The organism is Pseudomonas sp. SDO5522_S412 (genome assembly GCF_054071215.1).
This window is the reverse complement of sequence record NZ_JBSVWQ010000013.1, coordinates 48,036-63,263: the sequence shown is the minus strand read 5'-3', so window position 1 is coordinate 63,263 and position 15,228 is coordinate 48,036. Positions and strand designations below refer to the sequence as shown.

Sequence of the window (15,228 nt, the reverse complement as noted above, 5' to 3'; positions counted from 1 at the left end):
TGGGAGCGCTGCGCACTCCAGCGGGAGCAAGCTCCCTCGCCACAGCAAGCTCCCTCGCCACAGGATTCAACGTCACCCCTTATGATTTGCTGATGCGCTGGTCGTCAAAAAACGGTTTGTCCCCGGCAACCCGGTCCGAAGCCTTTGGCACATTCACCCCTTGGCCATCCTGGCCGTCGACATACCAATAGCAATGGCTCACCGCCCGGGTAATGCCCACGTAGGCCAGGCGCAGCACTTCGTCTTTCTGCGCGCTGTCGTAAGCTTCGGTATCGCCGTCCTTGCCCAGTCCTGCCATGCGGTAGACCTGGTTCTTGTACGGCGAACTGGTCAAGTGCTGGCAGTCGCCCAGCAGGAATACCGCATCCGCCTGCAGGCCCTTGGCGCTGTGATAAGTCAGTTGCTTGAGCCGGCGGCTGTCGTACGGCAAACTAGAGTCCACATTAACTACCGACTGAATATGCTCTTGCATCAATGACTTATCGCTGCTTTTTCGATACAGCATTAACACCGAATCACCCTTTTGATAGTGCGCCAGCAGTTGTTGGCCCAGCGCCGCATCGTCACGGTCACGCACCGTGACCGGCACCAACTCCTTCGCGGTTCCACTGGCCTTGGCTTTCTTACCGCTGATGGCCGGGGCCGCCCGCACAATGTGCTCGGCAGCATCGATCACGTGCTGATGGCTGCGGTAGTTCTCGCCCAGCATCACCCGGGTGGTCGTGGGTGACGGGAACTCCTTGTTGAACTCCATGAAATACTTGGGCGAACTGCCACGCCAGCCATAGATCGACTGCCAGTCATCGCCCACGCACAACAGCGAAGAGCGCTGGGCCCCACGCCCCACGTGCATGGCCGGCCCGCGGCTGCGGATCTCCCGCAGGCTGGCCCGGATCCACGAGACGATCTGCGGCGATACGTCCTGGAATTCGTCGATCATCAGGTGCGACATCGGCCGTAGCAGCGGGTCGCTGAGCAACTTCAGGTTCTCCGGGGTGTTTTCGCCAAACAGCGAGAACATCCGGTTGTAGGTCATGACCGGTGGCGACTGGTCCAGCAAGTGATCTTCGAGGGCCTTCCAGAAAATGCTCAGTGCCTCGAAGTAAAAACGGTCTGGATCATCCTTGGCAAAACTCATCTTGCCCACGGCGGTGGGCACATCCAGCCCGAGGTTCTCGATGAACCCGGCGGCGGCAACAAAGCTGTCCAGCAACGGTGCCGAACCCAGCTCGCCCTTGACCTTGTAATCGAAGCCCGGGCCCGCTGTTGCGTCACCTGCCAGGCTGCTTAAAAGCCGCCTGGAAGACTCGTAGCTTTCTAGCCATATCAATGGTTTACGACAGAAAGCTTGAAATAGGGTTCGCTTTACCGCCCATTCGGCACGTACTGACAGCTTGGACCCGGGTCGACTGACCTGGGCATTTTCCCGCGGGTCGAAGCCCAGTACGACCCAGGCATCCAGTTCGGCAATGTAGCCATGGCAGTGAAACTTCGCGCCGTTGATATCGAACGTCTGGCGATTGGGCTCGATGCCCTTGATCGGCCATGCGCCGGCACGAAACCACAGGTCTTCGATCACATCGCAGAGTTCTTCATCGCGCTTGGCCGCCAGTTCGGTCACCGCCACGCGTTTTTGCACGTCCGGGTGATCGCGCTCCAGCTCCTTGAGTTGCAGGGCATGGCGCGCCAGCGGGGCGATCAGTTCGCGGAAGCGTTCATGGCGGCCATGCAGCCGGTGATAGCAGGCATTCAGTTGCTGGCGCTGGGCGTCGTTGATCCGCAATTCGAAAGGGTTGCTGTCGGCCTCATCAAAGTCCGCTTCAGTCCGCGCATTGAGGTTCTCGAACGCCTGCAGCCGTTCAAGGCCCGGCAGGCTGCGCACCATTGGCAGGATGCGTGAGTGAAAGGTCCGCACCACCGCTTGCGCTTCTTTCATACCAAGGGGTTGGCCCCACAAGGCGAGAATTTCCATGAGCTTGTTGATGAAGTCCTTGCGCGACTCACGGGTGAAGGTCACCACCGTCATCGAGCTCAGCTCGAAGCCCAGGTAATGGGTCAGCAGCAGGATACGCAGCACCAGCGAGGTGGATTTACCCGCGCCGGCGCCGGCGATCACCGAGGTGGACGGCGTGTCGCTGAAGATCATCTTCCATTGCGCCGCACTCGGCTGGGCATGGGCCGGCAGCAGGCGCGCCACATCAGCCTTGATGCGTTTTTTCAACTCGGCGGTCAGCGGCAGGCGCCAATCATCGAACAGATTGTCGTCAACACCCGGCGCAGTGTGCTCATCCGGCCGGAAGTCACGAATCAGCAGGACCTGGCGGCCTTCTTCGATACCATCCGCCTTGCCTTCCTTATAGCCATACTCCACGCCGGCCGTGTGGCCACTGCGAAAGCCGTCGGCCTGGCCATGCAGCCATGAGAAACGGTGCTGTGCCCGCAGGCGCGTCAGGCCGTGACCGAATAATCGGGCGGCGAGCCGTTTCAACAGGGGCATTTCGGCCAGTGGCCGCAGTTCGGGAGGCAGATCGGGGGTGTGTTGCGGCACGCGGACTCCTGCGATGCTTTAACTCGGACAAGAGCCCTATGGTCGCCGCAAATGCCCCACAGTTCCAGCCAATTGCTTTGCGCTCATGCAGTTAGGCGATGAAGTGAAGACAAGTCCTGAGCATCGGCATCGAAGCATTCGATAGGAATCCAGCATTTTTTACGCTTTTTATCGATCTGGCGCTGCTGGATGATGGCTCCCATCCACAGGAGACGATCATGCTTGAACTTCGACCTTTCAACACCCTGGGCGGCGCCAATCACGGTTGGCTGGACGCTCACCACCACTTTTCGTTTGCCGAATACCATGACCCCAAGCGTATGCACTGGGGCAACCTGCGGGTGTGGAACGATGACCTCATCGCACCGGGCACCGGCTTCCCGCAGCACCCGCACCGGGACATGGAAATCATCACCTATGTGCGTGAGGGCGCCATCAGCCATGCCGACAACCTGGGCAACCAGGGCCGCACCGAGGCCGGCGACGTCCAGGTAATGAGCGCCGGCACCGGGATCGCCCACAGCGAGTACAACCTGGAAGCTACGCCGACCAAGATTTTCCAGATCTGGATCATTCCCAATGAGGCCGGTTTGCCGCCGTCGTGGGGCGCTAAGCCGTTTCCGAAGGGTGACCGCGAAGGGTTTGTGACCCTGGCCAGTGGCAAGGCCGGAGACAGCGAAAGCCTGCGGATTCGGGCCGATGCACGCTTGGTAGCGGCAAACCTGAAAACCGGTGAAAGTGCCGAGTATCGGCTGGACAACGGACGCCGGGCGTACCTGGTACCGGCCACCGGGGTGATTGAAGTCAATGGCTTGCGTGCACAAGCTCGAGACGGTGTAGCGGTTGAGGATGAGCAGGTACTGCGGGTGACAGCGGTTGAGGACAGCGAGATCGTGTTGGTCGACCTCGCCTGACCGAGCTTGAATGTGGTGAGGGAGCTTGCTCCCGCTGGGGTGCGAAGCGCGCCCAAAAATGGGACTGCTGCGCAGTCCGGCGGGAGCAAGCTCCCTCGCCACAGGTTAATCAGTCATAGGCTGGGTATCAGTTAGCCGAGATCGCCCCGTCTACCAACACCTGGGCCTCTTCCACCAGTTGCTTGAGGTGATCTTCGCCGATAAAGCTCTCGGCGTAGATCTTGTAGATGTCCTCGGTGCCCGATGGCCGTGCGGCAAACCAACCGTTTTCAGTCATGACTTTCAGCCCGCCGATCGCCTGGTCATTGCCCGGCGCGTGGCTGAGGATCTGCTGGATGCTTTCCCCCGCCAACTGCGTGGACGTCACCTGGTCTGGCGACAGCTTGCCCAGCAAGGCCTTCTGCGCCGGAGTCGCCTTGGCATCCACCCGAATGGCGAACGGCTCACCCAGTGCATCGGTCAGCCCGCGATAAATCTGGCTTGGGTCCTGGCCTTTGCGCGAGGTCATTTCCGCCGCCAGCAGCGCCGGGATCAAACCGTCCTTGTCAGTGCTCCACACGCTGCCGTCCTTGCGCAGGAACGAGGCGCCGGCACTTTCTTCGCCACCAAAACCCAGCGAACCGTCAAACAGGCCATCGGCAAACCACTTGAAGCCCACCGGCACTTCGTACAGGCGACGGCCAATGCGCTTGGCCACGCGATCAATCAAGCCGCTGCTGACCACGGTCTTGCCCACCGCAGCATCAGCGCGCCACTCGGGGCGGTTCTGGAACAGGTAGTCGATGGACACGGCCAGGTAGTTGTTCGGCGCCAACAAGCCACCGGACGGCGTCACGATGCCATGGCGGTCGTGGTCCGGGTCGCAGGCGAAGGCCACGTCATAACGGTCCTTGAGGCCGATCAAGCCCTGCATGGCGTAGCTGGAGGACGGGTCCATGCGGATCTGGCCGTCCCAGTCGACGCTCATGAAGCGGAAGGTCGAATCCACTTCGGTGTTCACCACGTCGAGGTTCAGGCGGTGATGCTCGGCGATGGCCGACCAGTAGCGCACCCCTGCTCCGCCCAGCGGATCGACGCCCAGGCGCAAGCCAGCGTTGCGGATGGCATCGAAGTCGATGACGTTGACCAGGTCGGCCACGTAGGTGTTGAGGTAGTCGTGGCGATGAGTGGTGTCGGCCTTCAGCGCCTGGGCATGGGTGATGCGCTTGACCCCGGCCAGCTTATTGGCCAGCAGTTCGTTAGCCTTGGCTTCGATCCACTTGGTGATGTGGGTGTCGGCCGGGCCGCCGTTGGGCGGGTTGTACTTGTAGCCGCCGCTTTGTGGCGGGTTGTGGGACGGCGTGATCACGATGCCGTCGGCCAAACCACTGGTGCGGCCGCGGTTGTAGCAAATGATGGCGTGGGAAATCGCCGGTGTCGGGGTGTACTCATCGCCTTCGGCGAGCATCACGTGCACGCCATTGGCGGCCAGCACTTCCAGCGCACTGGCGCCCGCCGGGGTGGACAACGCGTGGGTGTCGAGGCCGACAAACAGCGGGCCGTTGATGCCCTGGGCTTCACGGTACAGGCAAATGGCCTGGCTGATGGCAAGCACGTGCCATTCATTGAAGCTCAGGTCGAACGAGCTGCCGCGGTGCCCGGAGGTACCAAAGGCGACGCGCTGGGTGGAGATCGCTGCATCAGGCTGGCCGGTGTAATAGGCCGTTACCAGTCGCGGGATGTCTACCAGCAATTGAGCTGGTGCCGGCTTGCCCGCAAAAGGACTGAGAGTCATGCATAAACCTCGGAAAGAGAAGGATTCGGAAAAAAGTGCAGTTTACTGGGACTTGGACTGCTCCGCGACGTTATAAATCCTACAGCAATCAGCGAAATTTCATTCAGTGCCGGTCTGTGCCTGCCTGAGCGCCAGAGCCAGCTCATCCAGGGCATTCTCCAGGTTATGGGCGCCGTCAACGGCATGGCTCAGCCGCAGATGCTGGCAGTGCAGGCCACTGAGGCTGAACAACTCCCCCGGCGCAATCACCACCTGCCGGGTGAGCAGGCGCTGGAACACCTGGCGCATATCCACCGGGGCCTCTGAGCGCAACCAGAAGGTCGCGCCAGCGGCGGGCATTCGGTAGCTCACCTGGTTGCCCAGATGCGTGTCCAGCCGCAGGCCCATGAGCCGGGCCTGCTCTTTGAGTTGCGGTCGCAACTCCCGCAGATGCTGGTCGATACGCCCGCTTTGATAGAGCCGCGCAATCGCGCGCTGGCGGATAGAGGACAACCGGAATGCGCGCAACAGGAACTGGCGCTGCAGCTCGCCGCTGAGGTGGCGCGACAGCAAATAGCCAAACGGCGCTTCCGGCCCGAGCATCTTCTCGAACGTGGAAAACACCATCAGCCGCTCGGGATTGGCCAGGTCCCGTAACGCGGTGATTGGCTGCCCGAAGCCGAGGTCACCATGGCTGTCATTTTCTAACAACCAACAGCCATGCTGGTCCAGCAATCGCACTAGCTGCAGGCGATCATGGGTGGGCAGGACTACGCCGGACGGCAGGCTGACACCGGATGACAGCAACGCCAGCTGCACCGGCTCGGTGCTGAGCAATTGCTCGAACAACGCCAGGTCCAGGCCGTCGTCCGCCGTGAATGGCAATTCGAGAACCCTCACGCCTGCCCCCTGCAACAACCGCAGGATCAGCCAGTCACACGGGGATTCGACGATGATCGCAGCGCCTTTGAGACCCAGCACCTCGATCAGGATTTCCAGTACCCCGCGCAAGTCGGCGCCGATGTATACCTCGTCCGCCTGCCAGCAACGGGTCGGCGACGAGGTATAGCGCGCCGCGAGCGTCGCCCGCAGTTCCCACACGCCACAGGGCTGCGACCATGGCTGCAGATGATGCGGGTAATGCCGCAACAGTTCGCGCTCGAGCAGCAACAGCGCTGCGTCCAGTGACGCCGCAAGTGCCGGTTCATCGGCGCTGAGCACGCGCATTCCCGGACGTCGCGCACTGGCATAGAGGCGCTCCAGCAGGTCGCCACCGCTGCTGCCTGGCGGTTTATTCAACACCGGCCAGGCGTAGTAGCCCGACTTGGGCACCGAGTACACCCGGCCCTCCTTCTCGAGCAACGAATAAGCGTATTGAATGGTCGAGATCGACACATTCAGGCGCTCCGCCAGCTGCCGCAATGATGGCAGTTTTACCCGGGCATCCGTGCCCACCTCGCCGATGAGGTTGATCATGTAGCGATACACCGCCTGGTAGGCGAAGTCGGTTTGCCGGTCGTCCCTGAGGTTCATCGCTGGTCACCCGCCGCCACCCGCTTAACGCCCCGCCAGTTGGTAGGCTGCCAGGGCGGGAGCATCTTGCTGTGGCGTCTCGGCCATGCCCGGCACGCCGGTGGCTGGCCGCTTGCGATAGAGATGTTGCAGCAGGTCGATCGGCAACCCGCTGATGTCGATGGCCCATTGCACCAGCATCTCGGCCACCGGCTTGCCTTGCAGCGCCTTGTGCAGCTCGGGAAGTGCCACCAGCATGCCGGGGTGGCATTGGCGCAAAAAGCTTTCGAGGCGCTCGCCGTGACGGATAAACGGCGAAAACATCAGGCAGTTCAGCTGGCTTTCATCCAATCCGAAGAGCGCCTGGGCGTAGTCGGCCGCCAGCGCTCGGCCATCCTGGGTCGCTGCCTGGGCAATCAGGTGTTCGGGAATCTGCTTGCGCCGCATGAACAGCGCGGCCTGCTGCATGAAGCCCTGTGCGCCCTCCTCGTAATCCAGTTCCCGTAGGCACTCGGCCTGCAGGCCCCGCAGATGGGCCATCAGCAACGGGTTCGCATAGCTCGCGTGGCTGAAATGAAAGCCAATCTCGTCCGGTTCATAGCCCATGAACTGACGCAACAGCGGCCCGGAGGTGTATTCGGCCGCGTCCTTAAGGTCGGCAGCGCCGATATAGGCCAAGTGGCGATGGTTGTCCGTGTCGGACTTATCGGCGACGGCGTAGCGCTCGCCGTAAAGGTCGCAGTAATAGGCGTTGCTCCACTCGTCCATGCGCGCGAACAGCCCGCTGAGCACCAGGGGCTGGCGCGGCGGGATCTCTGCACCGCTCGCCAGCGCGGCCTTCTTCAGCCACGCCAGGTACTCCCGCTGCTTGCGCGCGGAGTCACCGCTGACCAGCGCGTGCACGCCGCCATTGCAAGTGGTGACGCGCTGGTAAAAGTCACCGAGGGCCAGGTAGGCGTCGTTGCACAGGGTTTGGCGAAGATCTCCCGAAGTCAGGTGCCCCACCATCAGCATATTGCGCCGGCTGGTGTCGCGCGCCGCACTGGAGGCCGGCCGCAGGTGGTTGAACGGCAAGACTTCCTGATTCTCGACCATCAGCAATTCGACACGCGCATCGTCATGCAGGAACAGCGCGCTGTAGCCGCGGTGCAGCGTGTCCAGGGCATTTTGCGACATGCCGGCATGGCGCAAGGTCGCGACCCGCAGTTGAAACGTCCGTGGCGCCCGGCCTGCAAGCGTCAGCTGGGCTGCGCGCAACAACGCCAGGACATAGCTGCTGCCGGCGCCTGCGCCGTGAGCGACCAGCACCTTGTATTCACCGATCCGCTCCATGCCTCCTGCCGCTACCACGATTCGTTGAATCAATAACTGGAGCGAGGTACGTTCTGTTCGAGAGAAATGCCCTATCAAGCGTTGCAATACTTGTTGATAGACATAGTTCATGGCTTGTTCGTGAATAGCGCTCATAGTTCTACTACCTGAGTTGAAATATCAGTTTCGGGCAATCGTTGACGGCATTTGCCTGACCTGTTGTTTCTGTAGGGGCGTTACAACATGTGACATTCAATGGAGATTAGCACCGGGCCCTACCTGCCAAGCCTGCCTTTGGGGGCTTCCAGTCCCGAAAAGGCGCCAAGCCAAGGGGCACGCAGCCCAAACCGAAAGTCTTAGGAACGCTCTGACAACTTCCTACGCTGCTTTAACTTACAAACTAGAGAAGCATCCGACATAACCCACTTCAATATTGATGTTCCGGCAAAACAGCCATGGGAAACATTATTGGGCTTGACGGATGTACGGGGTGATTTCATATATTCAATCATTGCTCAATCCTTGAGATAAAAGTGACGGGGCAATTATCGGCACTTGAATAATGATTAACAGATACAGAACGCCGGCTAAAACCGGTTCAGATGGGGGCTTGCATGGGGTATCGAGTGTGCAGACACGACAACGCCGCGCTGGGATTCAGGGCGGCGTCAGGGGCATACATCTGGTTTATCGGGCTGAAGTACTGAAATCCCGATTCAAGCGGTGGGCAGGTTAAGTCCTGTCAAATGGCGCATTTGCCCCATGCGCCCGGGGGCAGGAATACTCGCTTGAGAATATTCCCACAGATCAAACAGTTTCTACCTGCAAGGCAACCCGTTCACGGCACGGACATTCGTCCATATAGCGGTGCGCTTCAACGAACTGGCTGAACGGAAATACCGTGGTTTTCAGCGGTACCAGCACCTTGTCGGCGGTCAGTTGGTTGATGTCACGCAAGGCTCGCTGCAAGGCCACCTGGTCCTGGATGATGCCCAGTTCCGGTTTGCCGGTGAAGTTGCCTATGCAGTGCACAAAGAACTGAATGTTCTTCTGGAACGCCGCACAGGCCGGGAATGGCGTCTGGTTGCCACCTTGCAGGCCGTACAGCACCAGGCTGCCACGCGGCGCCAGCACATCACCCAGCAACGACATCTGCGGGCCACCCAAGCCATCGAACACCACGTCTACGCCGCGGTTGTCGGTGAACTTGTTGACTTGCATCAGCAGGTCCTGCTCTTCGGTGACGATGACCTTCTCGGCCCCGAGGGACAGCAGGTATTCGCGCTCATCACTGGTCTTGGTGGCGGCAATCACCCGCACCCCCAGGGCTTTGCCCAGCTGCACAAACGATGGGCCGGCACAGTGGCTGGCGTCCGTTACCAGGGCGAATTGCCCGGGTTTGACCCGCGCCAGGTCCATGTACGCAAAGTAGGCAATCAGCAGCGGCGTGTAGTGCACGCTGGCTTCGATCGGGCTCAGGACATCCGGGTAGCGGGTCAGGGCCGAGCGCGGCAGAACGATCTGTTCGCCGTACACCGGGTAGTCATTCGGGCTCTCGGCCGGGAAGCTGGCGACCTTGTCACCCACCGCCAGGTCGTCGACACCCTCGCCAACGGCCACAACCACGCCGGCCATTTCATGGCCAAGGCCGGAAGGCAAGCGGGCATGGGACGACGCCAGGTTCTGGCGCCACAGAATGTCGTACCAGCTGATGCCAATCGCCTCGACGCGCACCTGCACTTCGCCCGGTGCGGGCTTAGCGGCTGCATGCTCTTCGCATTTGAGCACCTCGGCCGGACCAAACTTGTGAAAACGGATCGTGCGGGACATCGCAAACCTCGTCAAAGTAACCTCTATTGCCATGAACTCTATCTGGGCTTTCGGGGCAAGACCACCGGTCGCCGTTAATAGTCGACATGCCTGTCATTGATTCCGCACATACGGAAAAGGTGCCAAGCCATGTAGGAAAACTGAATTAGCCGGTGCAGAGTACCAGCCTTTCCCCGTAAGATTCATGCCGGTCATTGTTCTTATATGACCGCTCCCGTCAAGTTTACTGACGCCGCCTGGGACACAAGATGAACCGTAACGACCTGCGTCGTGTCGACCTCAACCTGTTGATCGTATTCGAAACCTTGATGCATGAGCGCAGTGTGACCCGCGCTGCCGAGAAACTGTTCCTTGGCCAGCCGGCCATCAGCGCAGCCCTGTCACGCCTGCGCGGCCTGTTCGACGACCCGTTGTTCGTGCGTACCGGACGCAGCATGGAGCCCTCGGCCCGTGCGGTAGAAATCTTCGCCCTGCTCTCCCCGGCCCTGGACTCGATTTCCACGGCCGTCAGCCGCGCCTCCGAATTCGACCCGGCCACCAGCACCGCGGTATTCCGCATCGGCCTGTCGGACGACGTCGAATTCGCCCTGCTGCCGCTGCTGCTCAAGCGCCTGCGGGCCGAAGCCCCCGGCATTGTGCTGGTAGTGCGCCGCGTCAACTACATCCTGATGCCCGGCCTGCTGGCCTCCGGCGAAATCTCCATCGGCGTGAGCTACACCACCGATTTGCCGGCCAACGCCAAGCGCAAGGTATTGCGCCGCAGCAAGCCGATGCTGCTGCGAGCCGACAGCATGCCGGGTTCCATGAGCCTGGATGACTTCTGCGCCCGGCCCCATGCCCTGGTGTCGTTTGCCGGGGATTTGAGCGGGTTTCTGGATGAAGAACTGGAAAAACTGGGCCGCAAGCGCCACGTAGTCCTGGCTGTGCCGCAGTTCAATGGGCTCGGGACATTGCTGGCGGGCACCGATATTGTCGCGACCGTGCCGGACTATGCCGCTGAAGCGTTGACTTCAGCGGGTGGCTTGCGGGCTGAGGAGCCGCCACTGCCGGTGCGCACCTTTGAATTGCACATGGCGTGGCGTGGGTCACAGGACAATGATCCGGGGGAACGGTGGTTAAGGTCGCGGATTCAGATGTTTTTCGGGGACCCCGAGAGTTTGTAACTGAATTCCACAGAGTTCCAAAAACCTTTAATAACATCGGGTTATAGGATTTTTTCGTCCACTACCGCTTGCCTGAATCCACTGGATTCTAGCGCCCTTGGGGGCAAAATCAGGGTCAATTTCGGTTCCTTGAAAAAGTATGCCCCCACCGATGCCCTCCACTACTGCGGTTGTTTTCAAGCGAAAACTCAGCGACGCCATCATCCGCACGCTGACCGGGCCCGGTAAGCACTGTCGGCAAGTCCCCCTCCAAACGCTGGCGATTAAAATATCGGCTGCACGGCAAGGAGAACCGTTTCTCGATCGGTGCTTACCCCGATATCGGGCTGAAAGAGGCGTGCGAAATTGCCCGCGGTGCACGCCGTGACGTCGCAAACCACATCTTGCCTGCCATTGGCAAGCAGCCGGTTAGCGAGATCAGGCTAGAGCAAGGCACTACGATCATCACCGAACTGCGTCGCCTACGTACTATGGCCATGGCGCGGCGCGTGCGCACCATTATCCGTGCCATCCTCGGCTTCGCCGAAGAACGTGGCCGGGTTGAATGCAACGTGGTGCTCAGCAACATCGAGGAATTGAAAATCCGCCACGTCGTCACCAGCAACCCGGCGATCGAAAGGATCTGGCTGCACAGCATTGAGCAATGGGGCATGAAGCAGGCGAATCCAGGGCGATAACAGCCGCTACCGCCGAAGAAAAAATTGAATCGATTGCGATCAACTCAATGACTCGGCAGGAATCCTTTCTCTGCCAACCACTTCAATGCATCAACCATAATCTCCTCGTTGTTCACGACTTCGGTGAACCCCGCACGACGAATCTTATTCATGTCCGAGATCATGTCGAATTCGGTGTTGAAGATGAAGTCACCGAATGGCCACCCAACCAGCTTTTCATAAGGCAGTGTGTTCAGCTCATGCTCAGATACCAGTCGCTCCCAGTCCTCCGCTTTACCGGGCATGTGCTTGGCGAGAGAAAACGGCTGAGGCGTAGCGACCTCCATGTTTAGCGCTTCGGCGGTTTTGATCCAAATGCGCTCCCAGCGGAACGGCTCACCTGCCAGGTTGAACGCTTCGTTACGAGCTGTCGGTGCGAGTGCAGCCCAAACGCTCGCACGTGCCAGCCAATGCGCGTCGGTGAGTTGTGCAACGACCTCTCGATACGTGCGCATGGAACCAGGGAAACGCAGTGGCACCCCTGCCTGTTTACTCAGTGCTGCGAAGACACCTATGACCATCGCGATGTTCATCGGGTTGCCCGCAATGTCGCCTACCACCACATCGGGCCTGAGGATGCTCCAATCCAGGCCATCGGTGATCTGCCTTTCTCTGAGCAAATCCTCTTGGGCGTAGTAGAAGTTGGCAGCCACATGCCGTGGGTCGTCTTCATAGAAAGGTGCGACGCTGGCTCCCAAGTGAACGCCATACACTTTGGCGCCTTGATAGTGCACCACCCGCTGTAGCGGTGCTCCGTTGGCCTTCAACCCATCGAGCACGTTACGGAGCATGACGGTGTTGATTTCAGACTCACGCGCCAGATCAGGATCAGTCTGCAACGCCGCATAGAACACGTGGGTGGTATCGGATGCAGCTTCGAGCGCTTGTCGGGTTGCCTCTGCATCGCTCAAGTCACAATCGATCGCCTCGACGCCCGGCAAGTTTGTTTTACGCAATGCCCGAACATTCCAGTCAGGTGCGCTGAACAGCGTTTCAACCAATGCGCTGCCAATGATTCCGCTGGAACCAACAACGAGCGCAACGTGTTTATCGTTCATATCAAAATCCTCAAGTAGATCCGCAAAGACTTGGCGTCAGGCAATGCGACCACCACCATCAACGTGGAGCACGGTGCCATTGATGAAGCCATTTCCCATCAGTGACAGCGCAGCGTCTGCAAGATCGTCAGCTTGGCCGACGCGGCCGACGGGAAGGCTACCCGCGACGCTTTCGAGAAGCCCTCGACGGTCCTCATTGCTCAGGAAGTCCCATGTTGGGGTATCAACGACGCCTGGTGAGACGACGTTGACCCGTACCGGTTTGATCTCCAGTGCCAACGTCATCGCGAAACCTTCGAGCGCTGCGTTCAGCGCCGCGACAATCGATGCCCCAGGCGCAGGTCGGTAAGCTGCCAGGCCGGAGAAGAACGTGATCGAGCCCTCTTTGGCGATATTAGGAGTAGCGTATTTCGAGGCGTAGAACGGCCCCCAAAACTTTGAGACGAGCATCGATTCCACTTGCCCAGTCGTGAGATTCGCCACGGGAGCGAACGTCAACTCGGCAGCCGTGGTGACCAGATGATCAAACGCTCCAATATCCTCGAATGCGCTTTTGACTGCGGCTTCATCACCGAGATCAAATGCCCGGTAACTAGCCGAATCACCAAGCATGACTGCAACGTTGCTGAGCTTGTCAGCATTGCGGCCACCGATAACCACCTTGCCACCAGAAGAAATCACCTTCTTGGCAAGTGCCAGGCCCATACCGGAGCCACCACCGAGGATGACGACTTTTTTACCTTCAAATGACATACCAGAGTCTCCCATGTCTCATGGTCTTTTTGCGACGCGATATGCGTCCACTAAAAAGCTCAAGCGTTAAGTGGGACTCAGCGTATGCTTACGGAAAATGACTAGGTAGATCCAAAAAAGAGAAGCAGCTTTGCACTATGGGAAAGCCAAACATACTTGATGGAATACCGGAGCTGGTTGCCACGGTTGAAGGCGGCAGCTTCAGCGCAGCAGCGAAGATCCTGGACTCTTCGGTCGCCAACCTCAGTCGCAAGGTCGGCGCGCTGGAACGCAGCCTGGGTCAACAGTTGTTGCAACGTACTGCACGCGGCTGCGTACCGACCGAGGCCGGACAAGCTTTTTACAAGCAATGCCGGGGACTCATGGACGGGATCGAAGAGGCTCATGATGAAGTCCGCCTGGGCCGCTCCCAGCTTAAGGGCCATATCAAAATCAGCCTGGCTGGGCATTTCGCTGAAACCACCCTACCCCCGCTGCTGGCAGAATTCGCGCTGCAATATCCCAGCATTCATCTGTTCATTAACGTCACGGCGCGCAATGTTGACCTGGTCAGCGAAGGCGTCGACATCAGCGTTCGGCTGGGTCCGCTTGCCGACTCGAACCTCATCGCTAGACGACTCATCAACTTTCCCCTTCGCACGCTGATTGCCCCTGACCTGTTGCCATCGGTGGCTGATTGCAATCATCCTGGTGAGCTGCCGCCATCGCTTTGCCTTTCGCTATTGAGCCGACGCTGGAGTTTTCAAAAAGACAAAACCGTTTATCACCTGCAACCAGCGGGTCGGATCGGCAGCGATAACGGACTGGCGCTTGTAGCGGCAGCACAAAGTGGCTTGGGTATCATCCAAGTGCCGAGCTATTACGGTGATGCTGAGGTGCAACGCGGGGAGCTGATACCGATCTTCGATGATTGGCAATCCGAGGATGAATTCGAATTCTTCCTCGTATTTCCCCCAACTCGATACATCCCCGAGCGAGTGCGGGCTCTGGCTGATTTCCTGCAGAAGCGTCTGCAGTAAAGAGCCGATAACCGAGAACAGCTCTCATTGAAAAGCCAATAGATAGGATGTTAGGATCTATGACAGTTACCGACACTTCAAGGCTCCTTCGTGAACGAATCAATGCAGCAATATTACCGTGGAGTACTGGACGCTCTCGGTGAAAACCCGGAGCGCGAGGGATTACTCGACACACCTAAACGCGCAGCGAAAGCCATGAGGTATCTCTGCCATGGCTATGAACAGACCGTGGACAAGATTGTCAACGGTGCGCTGTTCAATGCCACGACCGACGAAATGGTCATTGTTCGAGACATTGAGCTGTACTCGCTCTGCGAACACCACTTGCTGCCTTTCATCGGTAAAGCCTACGTTGCGTACATCCCCACTGGGAAAGTACTTGGGCTGTCCAAGATCGCCCGTATCGTTGATATGTTCGCAAGGCGCCTGCAGATCCAGGAAAACCTCACTCGCCAGATCGCGGACGCGATTCGTGAAGTGACGGATGCAGACGGCGTAGGCGTCGTGATCGAGGCTCAGCACATGTGCATGATGATGCGTGGTGTTCAGAAGCAGAACTCGATGATGCAGACCTCAGTAATGCTGGGCTCGTTTCGGGCTTCAGATGTTATACGCCAGGAATTTCTTCAGCTGATCCGTAGGAGCTGACAT

Annotated in this window: 11 protein-coding genes and 1 pseudogene; 5 read left to right on the top strand and 7 right to left on the bottom strand. The window is 59.3% G+C overall.

Annotated features, from left to right (window positions below; all coding sequences use genetic code 11):
* Positions 1-79: 79 nt before the first annotated feature.
* Positions 80-2,548, bottom strand: a complete 2,469-nt coding sequence (locus ACW9I6_RS05560) for a UvrD-helicase domain-containing protein (protein WP_457339025.1) — start codon at positions 2,546-2,548, stop codon at positions 80-82.
* 218 nt (positions 2,549-2,766) lie between these two features.
* On the opposite strand from ACW9I6_RS05560, the gene ACW9I6_RS05555 reads away from it, so the two are divergent.
* On the top strand, positions 2,767-3,462 hold the full coding sequence (locus ACW9I6_RS05555; protein ID WP_457339024.1) for a pirin family protein: 696 nt from the start codon (positions 2,767-2,769) through the stop codon (positions 3,460-3,462).
* A gap of 127 nt (positions 3,463-3,589) precedes the next feature.
* Here ACW9I6_RS05555 and pgm read toward each other — a convergent pair whose 3' ends face one another.
* The 4 genes from pgm to ACW9I6_RS05535 all read right to left on the bottom strand — a co-directional run bounded on the left by pgm (position 3,590) and on the right by ACW9I6_RS05535 (position 9,868).
* Positions 3,590-5,236: a phosphoglucomutase (alpha-D-glucose-1,6-bisphosphate-dependent) gene (pgm, locus tag ACW9I6_RS05550; protein WP_087694418.1), complete on the bottom strand. Its 1,647-nt coding sequence runs from the start codon at positions 5,234-5,236 to the stop codon at positions 3,590-3,592.
* A 99-nt stretch (positions 5,237-5,335) separates the two neighbouring features.
* Positions 5,336-6,748, bottom strand: a complete 1,413-nt coding sequence (locus ACW9I6_RS05545; protein WP_457339023.1) for an aminotransferase-like domain-containing protein — start codon at positions 6,746-6,748, stop codon at positions 5,336-5,338.
* Between the two features lie 24 nt (positions 6,749-6,772).
* Positions 6,773-8,194: a hypothetical protein gene (locus tag ACW9I6_RS05540; protein WP_457339022.1), complete on the bottom strand. Its 1,422-nt coding sequence runs from the start codon at positions 8,192-8,194 to the stop codon at positions 6,773-6,775.
* 651 nt (positions 8,195-8,845) lie between these two features.
* Positions 8,846-9,868: a zinc-dependent alcohol dehydrogenase family protein gene (locus ACW9I6_RS05535; RefSeq protein WP_003217140.1), complete on the bottom strand. Its 1,023-nt coding sequence runs from the start codon at positions 9,866-9,868 to the stop codon at positions 8,846-8,848.
* A gap of 248 nt (positions 9,869-10,116) precedes the next feature.
* Here ACW9I6_RS05535 and ACW9I6_RS05530 point away from each other — a divergent pair, with 248 nt between their 5' ends.
* Together ACW9I6_RS05530 and ACW9I6_RS05525 are read left to right on the top strand one after the other, a co-directional pair.
* A complete protein-coding gene (locus ACW9I6_RS05530; RefSeq protein ID WP_008433801.1) occupies positions 10,117-11,031 on the top strand; it encodes a LysR family transcriptional regulator in 915 nt (304 codons plus the stop codon).
* Positions 11,032-11,182: 151 nt separating this feature from the next.
* Positions 11,183-11,651 (top strand): annotated as a pseudogene (locus ACW9I6_RS05525) (integrase arm-type DNA-binding domain-containing protein); the annotation flags it as partial.
* 101 nt (positions 11,652-11,752) lie between these two features.
* Here the strand turns inward: ACW9I6_RS05525 and ACW9I6_RS05520 are convergent.
* Positions 11,753-12,805 (bottom strand): SDR family oxidoreductase, encoded by a 1,053-nt coding sequence (locus ACW9I6_RS05520; protein WP_457339021.1) that lies wholly within the window; start codon positions 12,803-12,805, stop codon positions 11,753-11,755.
* A 36-nt stretch (positions 12,806-12,841) separates the two neighbouring features.
* Positions 12,842-13,558 (bottom strand): SDR family oxidoreductase, encoded by a 717-nt coding sequence (locus tag ACW9I6_RS05515; RefSeq protein ID WP_457339020.1) that lies wholly within the window; start codon positions 13,556-13,558, stop codon positions 12,842-12,844.
* Between the two features lie 137 nt (positions 13,559-13,695).
* Here ACW9I6_RS05515 and ACW9I6_RS05510 point away from each other — a divergent pair, with 137 nt between their 5' ends.
* Complete coding sequence (locus ACW9I6_RS05510; protein ID WP_457339019.1) at positions 13,696-14,577, top strand: LysR substrate-binding domain-containing protein; 882 nt, start codon at positions 13,696-13,698, stop codon at positions 14,575-14,577.
* A 102-nt stretch (positions 14,578-14,679) separates the two neighbouring features.
* Complete coding sequence (gene folE, locus ACW9I6_RS05505) at positions 14,680-15,225, top strand: GTP cyclohydrolase I FolE (protein WP_457339026.1); 546 nt, start codon at positions 14,680-14,682, stop codon at positions 15,223-15,225.
* Positions 15,226-15,228: the final 3 nt, after the last annotated feature.